This window comes from Halobacillus hunanensis (genome assembly GCF_900166655.1).
GTDB classification, from domain to species: Bacteria; Bacillota; Bacilli; order Bacillales; family Halobacillaceae; genus Halobacillus_A; species Halobacillus_A hunanensis.
The window spans coordinates 713,370-730,412 of sequence record NZ_FVZB01000007.1 but is presented as its reverse complement, the minus strand read 5'-3'; the positions used below and the strand labels follow the sequence as shown (position 1 = coordinate 730,412).

Genomic DNA, 17,043 nt, shown 5'->3' with positions numbered 1-17,043 from the left:
TTGAGTCATGTAGTTAAATCACTGATTCTCCCTTGTTCACCGTGCGTATATGTAACTGGCCGGTATCTGGGTGAAATTCGATCGTGCGACCGTTTGTTCCACCTACATCTTCTGAGTAAATCGGAATTTTATGCTGACACAATTTCTTCTTCACTGCTTTTACGTTTCTTGGACCTATTCTCATCATATCATTGGCTTTTGAAAACTGAAACATCTGTGCGCCTCCAGCAATCTTGGCTCGCAATCGTGATTTTCTCGCCCCATATTGAACTAATAGATTCACTAACTCATCGACAGCTGTGTCTGCATACTTCCTCGGGTTAATCACACCTTGTTTACCAAGCGAGGAGTCAGGCAGCATAATATGAACCATTCCTGCAAATTTACTATTTGGCTCATATAGGACGACGCCAACACAAGACCCCAGTCCCGATGTACGTAATACCCCTTCCCTTTTGACGATATTTAAATCCGCGATCCCGACTTTTACAACCTCTGCTATGTTGTTCATCTCGAACCTAATACCCCCAGAGACTTCAGTAATATAGCGGAGGAGTCAGCATCAGGCAAAAAGAAAAAGCACCCATCAATTGAAGAATTTGCAGGGCCTGTTTCTACTAAAGATGTTTCGATGACAAGTGCTCGATCACTATCGCATGCGAGCTCAACCAGGGCTGAACTTAAGATGGCCCCTGCCATATCAATCGTCAGGAACGGAACTGAGAGCTGAACCTCTACATGAGTAAGGTCCGACAAAGCAGATAAGTAGGAGCCGACTACGATATTCCCTAGTTCCCGCAATGCTGACTCACCGATCTCATCGCGACCGTTAAGATTTTGTCCATAGCTCTTCCGCCCCGTCATTCGGGTAACAAATTGATCCGCTTGCTGCGGGGACAGGATAAAGAACATCAACCCTGGAGCATCTCCTTCAAGACGAAACATCACACTAACCACCTCTGTCTCCGCTCCTCCAGCAAGTTCCATGACCTCATTAAATCCTGCTAATTTAACGGAAGGAACACACATATCGATTTTATTATCTAGAAGCTTCGATAGTGATGTGGCCGCATGCCCCGCTCCGATATTGGCAATTTCCTTCAGTACATCCAAATGAAAGGGGGAGAATTCATCGCTAAAATTCACCTGATCACCGCTCAACTTCATGCAATACTTTCACTTCATCTTGAGATAACACATTCTCTAAGTTAAGGAGGATAAGCAACCGTTGATTACTATTGATTACTCCGCGAATATATTCCTCTTTCACCATACCTACCACTTCCGGCGGAGGCTGAATGTCCTCTTCTGCTATATCAAGTACATCATTGGCTCCATCAACGATCAGCCCCACATCCATTCCCTCCATGGATACAATAATGATTCTAGTCGTATCATCGAGTTTTGACCCTTCTAGGCCAAAACGTTTGCGCAAATCGATTATGGGGGTCACCACACCTCTTAAGTTGATTACCCCTTCTACAAATGGAGCTGTTTTAGGTACACGAGTAATAGGCATCACACGTTCGATTGAGCCCACTTGCTGCACAGGCACAGCATATTCCTCATTTTTAATTTGAAATACGATAAGCTTCATAGGTTTCATAGATTCTTCTGACATGATCGATCCCTCCCCCTTACTTGATTAATGAGTTTGCATCCACAATTAAGGCGACTTGACCGTCCCCTAAAATCGTAGCACCTGAAATCGCAAAGACACCCGATAAATAATCACCTAGTGACTTTAGCACTACTTCCTGCTGGCCAATAAAGGAGTCTACCACAAACCCAGCCATCTTTTCTCCCTTACGCGCGATTACAACTGAATAATAGGGTTGCTCTTCTAATGTTTGCGGTGTTTCAAACACTTCTTTTAAGAACACCAGCGGAACTACCTTTCCTCTAAAGTCAATGACTTTCTTATTATGGGCATGCATGATATCTTCTTTTTTCACAATCGCTGTTTCAATAATTGAAGAAAGCGGAATGGCATACTTTTCATCCTGTACTTCAACTAGCATGACAGAAATAATCGATAGAGTGAGCGGGAGCTGAATCGAGAACACACTGCCTCGATTCAGTTCAGAATCAATTCCGATCCTTCCCCCTAATGATTCAATCGTGTTTTTAACTACGTCGAGACCTACACCGCGCCCTGACACATCTGAAATCGTTTCAGCCGTCGAAAACCCGCTTTCCATGATTAACTCATAAACTTGTTTGTCCGATAAGTTCGCAGCCTGTTCCTCGGAGATCACATCATTAGATATGGCCTTTTGAATGACCCTTTCCCGGTGAATACCAGCTCCATCATCAGAAATTTCGATAAATACTGAATTCCCACTATGATAGGCTTTTAATTGCAGCGTCCCCTGAGCAGGCTTTCCCTGCTCTACACGTTCTTCGGGACTTTCGATCCCATGGTCCAAAGCGTTACGAATAAGATGCACAAGCGGGTCTCCGATTTCATCGATTACGGTGCGATCAAGCTCTGTCTCCGCCCCGACGATCTGCAGGTCGATCTCTTTATGAAGATCACGGGAAAGCTGCCTGACCATTCTCGGGAACCGGTTGAACACTTGCTCAATTGGAACCATCCGCATCGTTAAAATAATAGATTGCAAATCTCCTGAAACCCGGGCCATTCTTTCTACAGTGTCTTTTAAATCATTATGGTTCAGCTCGTTTGAGATTTGCTCTAACCTTCCTCGATCAATCACTAGTTCTTCAAACAGATTCATGAGTACATCGAGTCGGTCAATGTTGACGCGAATAGTCTTGTTGGCAACTTGTTTGCCTTTTTTATCATGATTTTCCACAGGAAGCTGTGACTTGCTAGTCTCCTTGGGCAATGACGCCGGGGGTTCTTCATGTTCTAAAGTTGAAGCAGATTCATTGGCCGATTGAGCTTGTATGTAGTCTTGAATATTAAATGTAGCTATGCTGACATCGTCAATTTCCGAAATGTTCAGGATTTTATTTTTTAAATCGTCCGCCTCTGCACTTGTAACGAATAACACTTGAAAGGTTGTATCAAATTGTTCGTTTTCAAGTTCTTCTACAGATGGCGAGGATTGTACGACTTCTCCAGCTGTCTCGAACACTTCAAAAACCATATACACACGTGCCGCCTTCAATAAACAGTCTTCTCTAATGGACACGCTTACCACATAATTGTTCAACCCTTGTTCACGGGACTGTTCCAGAACGGTTGCGGCGAATTCATCAATGTCAAGCTCATAGGCAGGATTTGATGGCTGAGTTGCTGGGTTTTCTTCGTCCTGATCCTCTTCATTATTCTGAGTTTCGATCGCTTGCAACAGAGTAACAACTCTTTCTACATCCCTCTCTCCTGTGCCACCATCAGCAATGTCCATTACCATTGCTTCTAAATCATCGACAGAGTCGAAGACAACGTCGAGTATGGCAGAATCTACCTGTATGTTCTGATTGCGGACCCCATCCAGCACATTCTCCATTTTATGTGTTAAATTCGCCAGATCCTGATATCCCATTGTAGCAGCCATTCCTTTTAAGGTATGAGCTGATCGAAAAACTTCCCCAACAATAGCAAGATCCTGAGGACTATTCTCCAAATCTAATAATCGATCATTAATCGACTGTAAATGTTCTTTGCTTTCATCAATAAATAATTCTAAATATTGGTTTGTATCCAATTCAATTCCCCCTGCTTAAAATGACCTGTCCTATCCTGTGATTAATATCGCCAAGTGAAGCAATTTCATTAGCTAAATTGGCTAGAATAACCGCTTTCGGCATGCCGTACACAATACAAGTGTCCGCTGATTCTGCAATGCAGTAAGTTTGAGGACACTGTTTTTTCAACTCTAGCAATCCTCCCATTCCGTCTGTGCCCATTCCTGTCATCACAACAGCAATCGTCGTATAATCGTCCAAATGAGCCAATGACTGGTAAAGATAGTTCACTGCTGGTCGATGTCCCAGGATAGGGTCATGTTGAGTAAGCTTAATCACAGGATCACAGTTGTTCACCACTACACCCATATGAAAATCACCCGGAGCAATGTATGCTACACCATTACTCAGCTTTTCACCGTCTTCTGCTTCTTTTACACGAATGGCAGCCAGCTGGTCCAATCGATTGGCTAAAGACTTTGTAAACCCTTTGGGCATATGCTGTACGATCAAAATCGGGGCAGGAAAATCAGCCGGCAAGTGCGTGACCACTTCCTGTAAAGCCCTCGGTCCTCCCGTAGATGTACCGATAGCAACGATTGAGGACCGATTGATTTGTTCCTTCCGCGATATTTGAAGGGAGAAAGGCTTCTTTGTTGGAAGAAGATGAGGCAAGCTTGCTTTACTTGCCGTAATCACTTTACTAACTAACTCTTTCTCTACTTTTTCTAAGTCCAAAGAAATCGATCCTGAAGGTTTTAGGACAAAATCTACCGCACCGAGACTGATAGCTTTTAGTGTACTGTCAGCTCCTTCATTCGTTAAGCTGGATAGCATCACGACAGGTTTCGGGTTCTCTTTCATGTGATGCTCTAAGGCAGTCAGGCCATCCATTTCAGGCATCTCAATATCCATCGTAATCACGTCAGGCAGCAGATCCCTCGCTTTTGTCAAACTGTCCCTGCCGTTTCGTGCAGTTCCTACCACCTTTATACGCTTGTCTTTTTCTAAAAGATCTGTGATCATTTTTCGCATAAAGGCTGAATCATCAACCACTAACACTTTAATAAGTTTCATCACAATCTACCTTTCTGCTTCACGAGAGCTAAGCCTGGCTGATTATTATCAGGATCTTTGCATTTACATGAAAGTCTATTTCACAACGAGACGCTGAAGTTTGGAAAGGAAGGATTCTGTCTTCCTCTCATGTTGGTAACCTTTAGCTGTCAAATATTGTTCAGTAATCTTTGCTACAGCCTTGCTTGCCTGACTCCTCGGCTCATCCAGAACAAAAGGAAGCTGATTAATGACAGCTCTTATTACAGAACGGTCGTCAGGAATTGCACCTAAGTGTAACAGTTCCTTACCGATAAATTTCTTAACCGTTGTTTCAAGCCTTAAAAATGTCTCCAAGCCTGACCGTTCACTTAAGGTTCGATTGATCAGCACGTGAATAGGTAAAGCATCGTTTCGTTTCGTCAGATGTTTGATCATCGCATAACCATCTGTAATCGACGTTGGTTCGGGTGTGGTGACAATCACTGCCTCATCAGCTGAACTAATAAATTTCAAACTATCTTCTGTAGCTCCAGCCCCCATGTCAAACAAAATAATGTCATACTCACAAGCAAGATGTTCGAATGTTTGCTGAAAGTAATGAAAACCACTTTCATTCATTTGAAAAAGTGTTGAGAGCCCTGATCCACCAGCAATATAAGCGAGATTATTCGGACCGAACTCGATAATTTTCTCCAAGGAAGCCTGGCGCTGAAGCAAATCTACAACTGAGTACCTTGGCGTCACGCCAAGTAAAATGTCTACATTTCCCATGCCGATATCCAGATCAAAAATTAATACTTTTTTCCCTTCTTCTATTAGTTTTAAAGCGAAATTTACCGTGAAATTGGTTTTTCCTACTCCGCCCTTGCCACTAGCAATGGCAATCGTAGAAGCACTGGTGGGTTTCATTTTATGAAGAAGGCGTGAACGAAGCTGTTCCGCTTGATCAGCCATTGATGCTGCCCTCCATGACTGATCGAATAAGAGCTTCGCTGCTCGCAGGCTTAATATCATCAGGCACGTTTTGACCATGAGTAACATAAGCAATGCCAATATTATGATTCACAGCCATACTGACGGCACCACCTACACGTGAAGCTTCGTCCTCCTTCGTATAAATAAGCTTCTCTATCGGAATCCCGGTAAACTGGTCATAAATGGCTGTCATATCTCGATATTTTGCCGTAAGAGATAAAACTAAATAGGTTTCGGTATCTTCAGAGAAATGAATCAACTGCTTTAGTTCCTCCACATATTGTTCATCGCGATAATTGCGTCCAGCGGTATCGATAAAAACTAAATCATAGTCTGAAAACTTTTCTCTCGCCTGCCTATAGTCCTCCAAACTATAAGCTACTTCAAACGGAACATCTAAAATCTGCGCATATGTCTTCAACTGATCGATTGCTGCAATCCTGTATGTATCAGTTGTAATGAAAGCAACGTTCAGTTTCCGGTTTAAAACGGCATCGGCAGCCATCTTGGCTGCAGTCGTCGTCTTGCCTACCCCTGTAGGTCCAACCAGGTGAATAAATTTTTTCTTAAACTGAGGTTCCCCAAATGAGAGATGCGATAGTTTCGCTTGCAGAACTCTCTTCGTCAAGACGTCCCATTGCTCATCGAGTTGTTCTTCATCACTTGATAGATTAAGAAGCTGATCTGTAGTTTCCCTGGCGAGCTCTGGTTCAATTTCCTGATCAATCAGCAACTGATTGACCTTGTCAATAGTTTCTGAGGAAGCAGACTGTTTGGTTTGCCTTTGAAGCATCATCTTTAGTGACTGCAATTCTTTCAGCACCTCAACATTGGATTCCACCTTTAAGGAAGGAGCGGTTGTTTCATCATTTGGAACCTTCCTCGCAACAGACCTCGGAGCAGGATCAATCGCTGCGATCACTTCAACTTCGGTCTTTTTAAAGAAACCGAGAAAACCACCTACCTGGATGGGCTTGGAATTTAAAATAACGGCGTCTGTCCCTAATTCTTGTTTTACCTTCTTCATCACTTCCGGCATCGTTCCAGCCTGAAATTTCTTTACCTTCATGCGACATTCACCACTCCCACACTTTGGACTTCCACATTGGGATCGAGTTCGTTATAAGACAGGACAACAACTTGTGGCAGAAACCGATCGAGCAGTTGTTTCATATACATTCTGACAGCCGGTGAGCAAAGTAAAATAGCTGTTTCTTCCTGAAGCGAAACTTGTTCGACCTGTGCACCTATGGACTGCACGATCGTGGACTGCGATTCAGGATCTAACGATAAAAAGCTGCCGTGTTCTGTTTGCTGGATATGATCTGCAATTAGCTTCTCAACGGTTCCCGACACTGTTATCACACGAATCGTGTTATCTCCTTTACGGTACTGAGTTGTAATTTGCGTTGCTAACGCTTGCCTCGCGTATTCAGCGAGCAATTCACTGTCATTTGTCATTTTTCCAAAATCAGCCAGTGTTTCGAAAATGACTGGCAAATTTTTAACGGAGACATTTTCTCGTAAAAGCTTAGCTAATACTTTTTGCACATCACCGATTGATAACGGATCTGGCGTTACTTCCTCCACCAGAATCGGATACGACTCTTTCAAGTGAGTAATGAGCTGTTGCGTCTCCTGGCGTCCAAGTAATGCATGGGCATTTTGCTTAATCACTTCTGTAATATGTGTAGACACAACCGAAGGCGGATCTACTACTGTATAGCCAGACAACTCAGCTTCGTCTTTAAGTTCTTCTGTGATCCATTTTGCCGGTAACCCAAAAGCAGGTTCCAATGTGTCAATTCCTTCAATCGATTCATCGTCACCGCCAGGACTCATTGCTAAAAAGTGATCGAGCAGCAATTCTCCTTGAGCGACTTGGTTTCCTTTTACCTTTAAACGGTATTCATTGGGTCCGAGCTGAATATTATCTCGAATTCTAACGACAGGAATTACAATACCCAGTTCAATGGCAAGCTGTCTGCGAATCATGACAATTCGATCAAGCAAGTCCCCTCCTTGGTTGGTATCGGCAATGGGGATCAGAGCATACCCAAATTCAAATTCAATTGGATCCATACTAATCAAACTCACGACATTCTCTGGTGATTTCATTTGATCACTTTCTGCTTCATCGAGCTGCTCATCTTCCACAAATTCAGGCTCCTGAGCCACACGAGACAGCCAATAGCCACCGAAAATTAAAATTGATCCAATCAATGCCGTTAAAAAGAAAGGAATTGGCGTTAACCCAAGAAGTAAAATCGTTCCGCCGGCAATATAAAGTAATTTTGGATAGCGTAACAATTGGTTGGTCACATCTGTTCCTAGATTGCCTTCTGAGGCGACACGTGTCACTACAATCCCTGTCGCAGTCGAGATCAGCAGGGCAGGAATTTGACTTACAAGGCCATCCCCTACCGTTAGACGCATGTAAACATCAATCGCTTCTCCAAATGGCATCCCCATCTGTACCATTCCGATAATAAGTCCGAAAACAATATTAATCAGGACAATGATAATACCAGCGATGGCATCCCCTTTTACGAATTTACTAGCCCCATCCATGGCTCCGTAAAAGTCTGATTCATTTTCAATCGTTTCTCTTCGCTCTTTCGCCTGCTGTTCATTAATCAATCCTGCATTCAAGTCAGCATCAATACTCATCTGTTTCCCAGGCATTGCATCTAAAGTAAAACGAGCGGCTACTTCTGAGACACGTTCCGCCCCTTTTGTAATGACTAGAAATTGAATAATGACTAAAATAATAAAAACAACGAAACCTACTAACGGATTACCACCGATAACGAAAGTCCCGAACGTAGCGACCACTTCACCGGCATCCGCCTCAGACAGAATGGATCTTGTTGTCGACACATTCAACGCCAGGCGGAAAAGGGTTAACAATAAAAGCAGCGTTGGAAAGACAGCGAACTTCAACGCTTGATCCATATTCATGGAGACGAGAATTACGATTAAAGCCAGTGCAATATTAATTAAGATTAAAAAACTTAGAAGCCACCCAGGCAACGGTATAACGAGCATTACGATAATTAAGATAACGCCTAATAAGACGGATAGATCTTTTGCTGACATCGGGGTCACTCCTTAGCTTAGTACGTGTTGAAAATTTGAAAGAGGTGGCATAATCGCTGCCTTACACTTTTTTCTCTAATCGATAGACATAGGCGAGAACTTCTGCTACCGCTTTATAAAACTGTTCATCAATCGGCTGATCGATTTCAGATTGCTGATACAATGCTCTTGCTAACGGTCGATTTTCTACCATGACAATGTCATTGGCCTTAGCCACTTCTCTAATTTTCTGAGCTACGAAATCGACACCCTTAGCAACAACAATGGGAGCATCTGATTTATCCTCATCGTATTTGACAGCAATTGCATAGTGGGTCGGGTTGGTAATGACTACATCTGCAGCCGGTACTTCACTCATCATTCGGGAAGCTGACATCTGTCTTTGTTTTTCTTTAATTTTTGCCTTAATTAAAGGGTCGCCTTCCATATTTTTATGCTCATCCTTCACGTCCTTTTTCGACATGCGAATGTTTTTCTCGTGGTCATAGCGTTGATAGATGTAATCAAGAACGGACAAACAAAGAAGAGCTAATCCCGAAGCAAGTCCCATCAGGATCGTGATTCTACCGAAAAAGGCAAGCGCAGCCTCTACAGACTTTTGTGAAGCCATCATTAACGGCCCCTTATTGACCCAGATGATGGCAAATGTAATGACACTAATCATCGTTATTTTCAGCAAGGATTTTACTAACTCTACGAGGGCTCTCGCTGAAAAAATTTTCTTAGCTCCCTGAATAGGATCCAGTTTCTTTAAATCGAACTTCAGTGGTTCCCCTGTAAACATGACCCCTACCTGGATAAGATTTGAAACAATCCCTGCGACCATGGCGATTCCCATAATCGGAGCCAATATCTTCGTTATTTCGATGGTCACCTCAAGAAACATTGTAAATACCTGGTCCTCTGATACTGTCCAATGAATATATTCATTGAATGATTTGCGAAGCATGGTCGTCATCGCTTCTTTCATTTGTCCACCGAATAAATAGAGACCTCCGAATACCAGGATCAACAGAAACCCTGTGTTTACATCCTGACTCTTCGGCACCTGTCCCTTCTTCCGGGTATCTTCCCTCTTTTTTGGTGTGGCTTCTTCCGTTTTTTCATCAGCAGCAAAGTATTGTAAGTCAAGTTTAAGCCAGCTCATCTTCACGCACCTCCAAATATTTGCATGAGCCCGCGCATCGTTTCCAGCATCGTTTCAAACAACGTGCGGATCAGCATAATATAGAAGGTCATCGCAATGATTAATACAACGAACGCAATAAAGATCTTTAAAGGCAGACCGACTACAAACACATTCAACTGCGGAACTGTCCGGGCCACAATCCCAAGAGCCACATCGACGAGAAACAAGCAACCGACTACGGGTACCGCCATGAGAAAGGCAATCACAAACATTTGATTAAAAGCATTGATGATATACATAATCCACCCTTCATCGTCTAGTGGAAGGAAATGATCAATAGGAATTAAATGATAGCTGTAAAACACTCCGTCCAACATAAGATGATGACCGTTCACTGCCAGAATAAACAGCAGGGTGATCATATATAAGTATTGGCCAATCAATGGACTTTGGGCCCCTGTACGCGGGTCGATGACATTGGCAATGGCAAATCCCATCTGAAAATCTATAAACCCTCCCGCAATTTGAATAGCCGTTAAAATAATATAAGCTAACAATCCAATTGCGAGTCCGACGGCCGCCTCCTTAAACAACAGCAGAATAAACATTTCATTTACCTGGATTGGAGGAATCTCAATCGTGAAATACATAAGCAGGGCCAAGAAAAAGCTGAAACCTACTTTATGCTGAGTTGGGACATTTCGATAAGAGAAAATCGGCAAGGTAACGAAAAAGGAAGTAACCCTGACGAAGATTAATAGAAAAGCTGGCAAATTAATCAAATTTAATACGTCAAGCATACTACCCAACCAGCATGTTCAAGTTTTCAAATATACTGGCAGTAAACCGTACCATATTGGTCAGCATCCACGGTCCGAAAAAGATTAGACCGATAAGTACAGCTACGATTTTAGGAATAAACGCAAGTGTTTGTTCTTGAATTTGGGTTGTCGCTTGAAAAATACTGACAAGCAGTCCGATTGCCAAAGCCAATATTAACAAGGGTCCTGACACGATCAATACTGTGTAAATTCCTTCTTTAGCAAAAGAAATTACCATTTCACTATTCATGCTTGCTACCTCCTTTTCTTAAAATCCTTCCAGTAATGATTTCGAAATTAAATACCACCCATCAACAAGAACAAACAATAGAATCTTAAAAGGTAATGAAATCATTACAGGTGGCAGCATCATCATTCCCATCGACATCAGCACGCTGGCTACCGCCATATCAATCACTAAGAACGGAATAAAGATCATAAATCCCATTTGAAAAGCCGTCTTCAGCTCGCTGATCGCAAATGCAGGAACTAGTGTAGTTAATGGTATTTCTTGTATGGACTCCGGTCGTTCCATCCCCGAATATTCCATAAACAGGGCTAAATCCTTCTGTCTCGTGTGCTTCGCCATAAATTCCTTCATCGGCATGCTTGCTTCCTCATACGCTTCATTTAATGAAATTTCTTCATTAAATAACGGGATAAGTGCTTGTTCATTAACCTCCTGGAAGGTAGGAGCCATAATAAAAAATGTTAAAAAGAGTGCGATCCCCACGAGCACCTGATTGGGGGGCATCGACTGGGTTGCTAATGATGTTCTGACAAACGACAGGACGATGAGAATTCTAGTAAAACTGGTCATCAATATTAAGATCCCTGGTGCAAGAGAGAGGACAGTTAAAAGCAATAGGAGCTTCACCGATGTAGCAATGTTCTCCGGATCTGAGCCTGAAAAAATATTAATAAATTCATTCATCAGAGCCCTCTCCCTTCTGCTTGTCCGTTACACGTTTGCGTTTGTGCTTCATTTCCCCAAGCTGTTGTTCAAACAGCTGCTTGAAAGGAGAAGCGGCTGTCTTAGACGCGTCAACCGTCCGTTCCTTGTTTTGATTAAGTAAATGACTAATTCCTCTATTAACGAGGTCGTAATTCTCTTGATGAAGGAGGCTTTCCCTCGTAGTCTGATCGGTAATTTCAGTAATGACCTCTATGCTGTCTCCTACACCAACTATAAAAATCTGGTCTCCAATTCGTACTGCCTGCAGCGATTTATTGGGAGCCAGGGTCAGCCCTCCTAAATTTTCCATTGTGCGATTTTTGGTAAAACTTTTACTTCGTTTATTAAAAAACTTCAACAAGCCGTAAATTAAGGCTAAAACGAGTAATAGCGCAAATACCAGTTTAATCATGTTCCAAACGATGGAGGTGTCGGAACCAGCATCTGCAACGGCAGCACCGTCCGTACCCTCATTTTTTGTGCCACCCGGATCTGCTGTCGTGCAGCCTTCTAAACCTGGATTCTTCGTACACTCACTGACAGAGGGCCCCAGCGCGTGTACTTGGAACCCTAATGACAGCGAAAGTAAAGTTACTATGATAATCGCACAAGCCGTTCTTATTCCTGTAATCATTTAAATCCCTACTCTTTAGTTAAGTGCTTTTTGTATCGCTTCAATCACACGGTCAGCCTGAAATGGCTTGACAATAAAATCCTTTGCCCCAGCCTGGATCGCATCGACTACCATCGCTTGCTGCCCCATGGCTGAACACATAATCACCTTGGCATTGGGATTGTACTGTTTTATTTCTTTTAACGCCGTAATGCCGTCCATCTCCGGCATCGTAATGTCCATTGTCACTAAATCAGGCTGATGTTCCTTATAAAGTTCTACAGCCTTTTGGCCATCTTCAGCCTCTCCGGCAATTTCAAACCCATTTTTTGTCAAAATATCTTTCACCATCATTCGCATAAATGCTGCATCATCTACAATTAAAATACGTTCTGCCATTTCTCATTCTCCCCTGACTTTATTTTAATTTTTTCAAGCGATCCTTTTGACTCAGAATATCTGTTACCCGGACCCCAAAGCTTTCATCAATAACTACGACCTCGCCTTTAGCCATCAGCTTGTCGTTGACATGGATATCAACTGGTTCGCCGGCTAGTCTATCAAGTTCAACAACTGAGCCTGGTGAAAGTTCCAGAATTTCTTTGATCGTACGTTTAGTTCTTCCTAATTCAACGGTTACTTTTAAAGGAATATCCATTAACATATCCAGGTTATGCTGCTCATTATTACTTAACTGCACGTGCTCCATATCCGAGAATTCTGCCGTTTGAATTGTTGAATTGTGAAGTTCCTGTCCACTGGCTCCCCCGACTAGCTGCGGCTCCGATTCCTCCTCTACTGTTCGTTGCGCAGGTTGCGGGTCTGGTGCAGCTTGGCGGGACGGCTGCTGAGCGTCTGGCTCACTTCCCTTAGTTTGTACAGTGGTATCAGCATTTTCCTCGGGAGGATCTAACAGTTGGTCCACTAATTCACGAGCAAACGATACTGGCAGCAGCTGCATGATAGCTGAATCAATTAAGTTCCCAACTTTAAGGTTAAAAGACACTTTCATTAGTGCTTCATCAGCTGGAATTTGATCGGTACCCTGGTTCTCTTCGGGGTATAAAACATTAATGGCCGGTGGTGATATATCCACTTTTTTCTTAAAAACGGTGGACATACTTGTCGCTGCCGACCCCATCATTTGGTTCATTGCTTCTTGAACAGCACTCAAATGAATTTCATTCAAACCTTCAGCAGGATTTGTACCATCTCCACCCAACATCAGGTCGGCAATGACTGCTGCATCCGGTTCCCTGATCACTAAGAGGTTTTCCCCAGAGAATCCATCTGTATATGTAACGTTTATCGCCACGTGAGGCTTAGGAAACTCCTCTGACAAGGAAGATCTTTTCACGACAGAAATAGAAGGAGTCGTAATATCCACCTTTTGGTTAAGCAGAGAGGATAGTGCTGTGGCAGAGCTTCCAAAAGAAATATTTCCTATTTCTCCAAGAGCATCCTGTTCAAGGCCGGAAAGAAAATCCTCAACCCTGGTAGATTCTTGTGACTCCAGGGCTTTGTTTCCCTCTTCCTCTCCAGTTCCATTTAAAAGTGCATCTATTTCATCTTGTGACAGCATATCGTCATTCATACTGTTTGGCCCTCCTCTGGTATTCATCTAACACTTGTACGGCTAGTCTGTTCTTTCTTTTGCCTGGCTGGATGAAAAACTTCTCTTCCTCGTCCACTTTGAGTTTCATCGGTTCTTCAATAAGTTGATCTAGTCGAATCACATCATTTTTATTAAGTTTCAAAAATTCCTCTATCGACATATCAGCTTCACCTAAGATAGCTCGTACATCAACTTGGGCACTTTGAATCGTTTTCGCCAAGGCTGCGAACTCGTCAGAATTATTTTCCTTTGTCTGCCGGTTCTGCATCCAGTAGTGAACAGACAGTTTCGGAATGATTGGTTCAAGAACTACATGCGGAATGCAAATATTAATCATCCCGCTCGTTTCCCCGATAGATGTATTAAGGGAAACAACGACCACAGTTTCATTTGGAGAAACCATTTGCAGAAACTGAGGGTTTACCTCCAGTTCCTCTAAAACCGGTTCAATTTCAGCGATTGACCCCCAGGCTTCCTGGTAGTTTTCCAGGGAATGCTCAAAAAGCTGTGACATAATCATGGTTTCGATTTCAGTCAGGTTGTCCACTTTATTCCCGCTCGTCCCTTTTCCGCCGAGAACGCGATCCAACATGGCATAAGCTATGTTCGGATTGGTTTCAAGCAAGATTCGTCCGTCAAGCGGAGGAACACTGAAAATATTCAAGATCGTCATCGTTGGGATCGAACGGATAAATTCTTCATAAGGAAGTTGATCAACCGATGCCACACTTATATTTACATACGTTCTTAACTGCGCTGAAAAATAGGTTGTCAATAACCTGGCGAAGTTTTCATGAATGCGGGAAAGACTTCTAATCTGATCTTTAGAAAAACGTAAAGCCCGTTTAAAGTCATAGACACGAACCTTTTTTTCTTTTTCCTCAGATTTCAGCTCTTCAGCATCCATTTCCCCTGTGGATAATGCTGAGAGAAGTGAGTCAATCTCACTTTGTGAAAGTACCTCATCTGCCAAAAACACCACCCCCTCTAAATGGATCTTTTACTAAATTTTGTTGCTAAAATAAACTTTCGTTTTCGAAGCGAGGTTGATTTTCTCTTCGACAGTCGCTTTCCGCGGGCAACGCTTCAGCTTCCTCAGAAGCAAAAACCGCTTCCTGCGGGATCTTCAGCTGTTGCTTTTCCCGCAGGAGTCGACTGAACTACGCTTCAATCAACCGCCATGCCAGCGAAGGAAATACATCGTAACTCCTGCTTGGAAAGCAAAGAAGATAAGACATCACAATGAGCATTCTTTGTGAGCGAGGAGGCTCAGCTCCTCGGAATGCGTAGTGTATTTCCGAAGCCGTTTGTTAAGGATACAGTTTATAGTTATTACGTTAATAAAAAATCTTTTGTAGAGAACAGCCATTAAAATTACTGAAGAACTTTCTCAACCGTATAAACTTCAGTGATAATTCCATTCTTCATTAACTCGTTGAGCCGTAATTTCACTTCTTCTTCCAGTCCGCTTAGTCCGCTCTGGAAAGATTCAGCTTTCATTGTTGCAAGTTCTTTGATCAAAATGTTCTTCATCTGGAAATCTCGTTTCTTCAATTCTTCCAGAGCTTTCTCACCATCTGTTACAATCCTGAAGCTGATTCGAACAAAATGACCGTCGACAGTATCAGTAGTTATGTCTTCGGTCAGCAGCGAGGTTTCTCTTATCTCATCAATCGAACGTTCTCCGCTCGCTTCGCTGTGATCTAAGTTTAAAACAACAATCAGTGCTGCCACACCTGCGACAGTGAGAGTACTTACTATAATCATGACGGTTTTAAACAAGTTACTCTTCAATGCTGTCACCCGCCTTATCCACTACTCGCAACAGCCCGATTTCCCGATAGAAGTGTTTCATTTTTTTAATAACGACTGCTTCCGGCTCTTTTACGACAAACCGTTTTCCATGCGTTGTTGTGATCGCTGTATCAGGATTTGATTGGATCCTTTCTATGTATATCGCGTTAAACCAAAATCCCTCTCCATTCAACCTCGTTAATGAAATCATCTAATTGAACGAGGCTGGGACAAAAGTGTTTTATCAAATGGAAGTCCGAACTATAGAAACTATGATTGGTGCATATCGTTCGTCTTTTTACTTAATAAGTTTAATTATGTCCCAGCCTCCTCCCCCCTTTACTAACGTTTTAAGTTTACTAATTCTTGTAAGATTTCATCTGAGGTCGTAATAATTCTTGTGTTTGCTTGAAAACCTCGTTGAGCCACGATCATTTCCGTAAATGATTCGGCTAAATCCACGTTCGACATTTCCAGTGCCCCGGACACCATTTGACCTGTGCCGCCTTGGCCAGCTACGAGAAGATCTTGAAGGGTGGCCAGCTCTCCATCATCATTTGCTGTGAACACGCCGGCATTCTCCGTCAGCTGGAAGCTGTTGCCGCCAATTTTTTGAAGCCCGCTTGGGTTCGAAAACTGAGCAAGTCTAATTTGTCCCGCTACAGCAAGTTCCCCTTGGTTGTTTACATAGTTTACGGTTCCATCTGACTGAATGCTGAAGCTTTGGGCATCTTCAGGAATGGTAATCACTCCAGCAGTCCCCGTATCCGTTTCCCCGATCACATATTTTCCTTCCGCATTCACGATGGCACCGTCATCATCTAAGTAGAAGTTTCCCGCTCGCGTAAAACTTAAGTTTACATCCTCAAGAGCAACGGTTTTAGCAGCTGTATCGATTCCTGACGCTGCCGTTCCCTCAGCCAGGATAAACATGCCATCTCCTTCAATGGCTAAATCAAGCGGACGATTCGTTGTCTGGCGATTACCTTGCGTATGGATAGTATCAATGGAACCAATTTGTGAGCCAAGTCCAACTTGAGAAGGGTTCACTCCACCCCGGACATTGTCCCCGCCTGCTCCCTGGATCGGTCCTTGAGCTCCAGATACCGTCTGACTCATCATGTCCTGGAAAGTTACCCGGCCTTTTTTAAATCCGTACGTATTTACATTGGCAATATTGTTCCCGATTGTATCTAACTTTGCCTGAAAACCTTTCATACCAGAAATTCCTGCATACATTGAACGAAGCATATCGCTACCATTCCTTCCATTTAATTATCTGCTTACTTCTATCAGTCCGTAAGCTTGTTTTGGCTTCCCTGACTA

The 17,043-nt window shown here is 43.0% G+C and carries 19 protein-coding genes; all 19 read right to left on the bottom strand.

Translation table 11 applies throughout. The annotated features are described in order from the left end of the window. Nucleotides 1-13 precede the first annotated feature (13 nt). Entirely contained in the window at nucleotides 14-511 is a 498-nt protein-coding gene (locus B5354_RS16350) for a chemotaxis protein CheD (protein WP_079529868.1), read from the bottom strand. Continuing rightward, on the bottom strand, nucleotides 508-1,167 hold the full coding sequence (locus B5354_RS16345; RefSeq protein ID WP_079529867.1) for a chemotaxis protein CheC: 660 nt from the start codon (nucleotides 1,165-1,167) through the stop codon (nucleotides 508-510). Before B5354_RS16345 ends, B5354_RS16350 begins: the two co-directional genes overlap by 4 nt. Continuing rightward, entirely contained in the window at nucleotides 1,151-1,621 is a 471-nt protein-coding gene (locus B5354_RS16340) for a chemotaxis protein CheW (RefSeq protein ID WP_245804811.1), read from the bottom strand. Before B5354_RS16340 ends, B5354_RS16345 begins: the two co-directional genes overlap by 17 nt. A 16-nt stretch (nucleotides 1,622-1,637) precedes the next feature. After that, nucleotides 1,638-3,677 (bottom strand): chemotaxis protein CheA, encoded by a 2,040-nt coding sequence (locus tag B5354_RS16335; RefSeq protein ID WP_079529866.1) that lies wholly within the window; start codon nucleotides 3,675-3,677, stop codon nucleotides 1,638-1,640. Between the two features lies 1 nt (nucleotide 3,678). Next, nucleotides 3,679-4,734 carry a protein-glutamate methylesterase/protein-glutamine glutaminase gene (locus B5354_RS16330; protein ID WP_079529865.1) on the bottom strand — a complete coding sequence of 352 codons (1,056 nt, stop codon included), beginning with the start codon at nucleotides 4,732-4,734 and terminating at the stop codon, nucleotides 3,679-3,681. A 75-nt stretch (nucleotides 4,735-4,809) separates the two neighbouring features. After that, a complete protein-coding gene (locus B5354_RS16325; RefSeq protein ID WP_176142519.1) occupies nucleotides 4,810-5,670 on the bottom strand; it encodes a MinD/ParA family protein in 861 nt (286 codons plus the stop codon). Then, nucleotides 5,663-6,760 (bottom strand): flagellar biosynthesis GTPase FlhF, encoded by a 1,098-nt coding sequence (gene flhF, locus B5354_RS16320; protein ID WP_079529863.1) that lies wholly within the window; start codon nucleotides 6,758-6,760, stop codon nucleotides 5,663-5,665. Before flhF ends, B5354_RS16325 begins: the two co-directional genes overlap by 8 nt. Continuing rightward, on the bottom strand, nucleotides 6,757-8,790 hold the full coding sequence (flhA, locus tag B5354_RS16315) for a flagellar biosynthesis protein FlhA (protein ID WP_079529862.1): 2,034 nt from the start codon (nucleotides 8,788-8,790) through the stop codon (nucleotides 6,757-6,759). Before flhA ends, flhF begins: the two co-directional genes overlap by 4 nt. Nucleotides 8,791-8,851: 61 nt before the next feature. After that, a complete protein-coding gene (gene flhB / locus B5354_RS16310; RefSeq protein WP_079529861.1) occupies nucleotides 8,852-9,937 on the bottom strand; it encodes a flagellar biosynthesis protein FlhB in 1,086 nt (361 codons plus the stop codon). Nucleotides 9,938-9,939: 2 nt separating this feature from the next. After that, nucleotides 9,940-10,719, bottom strand: a complete 780-nt coding sequence (gene fliR / locus B5354_RS16305; protein ID WP_079529860.1) for a flagellar biosynthetic protein FliR — start codon at nucleotides 10,717-10,719, stop codon at nucleotides 9,940-9,942. Nucleotide 10,720: 1 nt separating this feature from the next. After that, nucleotides 10,721-10,990 carry a flagellar biosynthesis protein FliQ gene (fliQ, locus tag B5354_RS16300; RefSeq protein ID WP_079529859.1) on the bottom strand — a complete coding sequence of 90 codons (270 nt, stop codon included), beginning with the start codon at nucleotides 10,988-10,990 and terminating at the stop codon, nucleotides 10,721-10,723. 18 nt (nucleotides 10,991-11,008) lie between these two features. Further along, complete coding sequence (fliP, locus tag B5354_RS16295; RefSeq protein WP_079529858.1) at nucleotides 11,009-11,674, bottom strand: flagellar type III secretion system pore protein FliP; 666 nt, start codon at nucleotides 11,672-11,674, stop codon at nucleotides 11,009-11,011. Further along, entirely contained in the window at nucleotides 11,667-12,329 is a 663-nt protein-coding gene (locus B5354_RS16290) for a flagellar biosynthetic protein FliO (RefSeq protein ID WP_079529857.1), read from the bottom strand. The genes fliP and B5354_RS16290 overlap by 8 nt, the downstream gene beginning before the upstream one ends. Before the next feature lie 15 nt (nucleotides 12,330-12,344). Beyond that, nucleotides 12,345-12,707, bottom strand: a complete 363-nt coding sequence (locus B5354_RS16285) for a response regulator (protein ID WP_079529856.1) — start codon at nucleotides 12,705-12,707, stop codon at nucleotides 12,345-12,347. Nucleotides 12,708-12,726: 19 nt separating this feature from the next. Beyond that, entirely contained in the window at nucleotides 12,727-13,902 is a 1,176-nt protein-coding gene (gene fliY, locus B5354_RS16280) for a flagellar motor switch phosphatase FliY (protein ID WP_176142518.1), read from the bottom strand. Next, nucleotides 13,895-14,896 (bottom strand): flagellar motor switch protein FliM, encoded by a 1,002-nt coding sequence (fliM, locus tag B5354_RS16275; RefSeq protein ID WP_079529854.1) that lies wholly within the window; start codon nucleotides 14,894-14,896, stop codon nucleotides 13,895-13,897. Before fliM ends, fliY begins: the two co-directional genes overlap by 8 nt. Nucleotides 14,897-15,297: 401 nt before the next feature. After that, nucleotides 15,298-15,726 carry a flagellar basal body-associated FliL family protein gene (locus tag B5354_RS16270; protein WP_342743020.1) on the bottom strand — a complete coding sequence of 143 codons (429 nt, stop codon included), beginning with the start codon at nucleotides 15,724-15,726 and terminating at the stop codon, nucleotides 15,298-15,300. Continuing rightward, on the bottom strand, nucleotides 15,707-15,928 hold the full coding sequence (locus B5354_RS16265; protein WP_079529853.1) for a flagellar FlbD family protein: 222 nt from the start codon (nucleotides 15,926-15,928) through the stop codon (nucleotides 15,707-15,709). The genes B5354_RS16270 and B5354_RS16265 overlap by 20 nt, the downstream gene beginning before the upstream one ends. A gap of 131 nt (nucleotides 15,929-16,059) precedes the next feature. Continuing rightward, nucleotides 16,060-16,968 carry a flagellar basal body rod protein FlgG gene (gene flgG / locus B5354_RS16260; protein ID WP_079529852.1) on the bottom strand — a complete coding sequence of 303 codons (909 nt, stop codon included), beginning with the start codon at nucleotides 16,966-16,968 and terminating at the stop codon, nucleotides 16,060-16,062. Nucleotides 16,969-17,043: the final 75 nt, after the last annotated feature.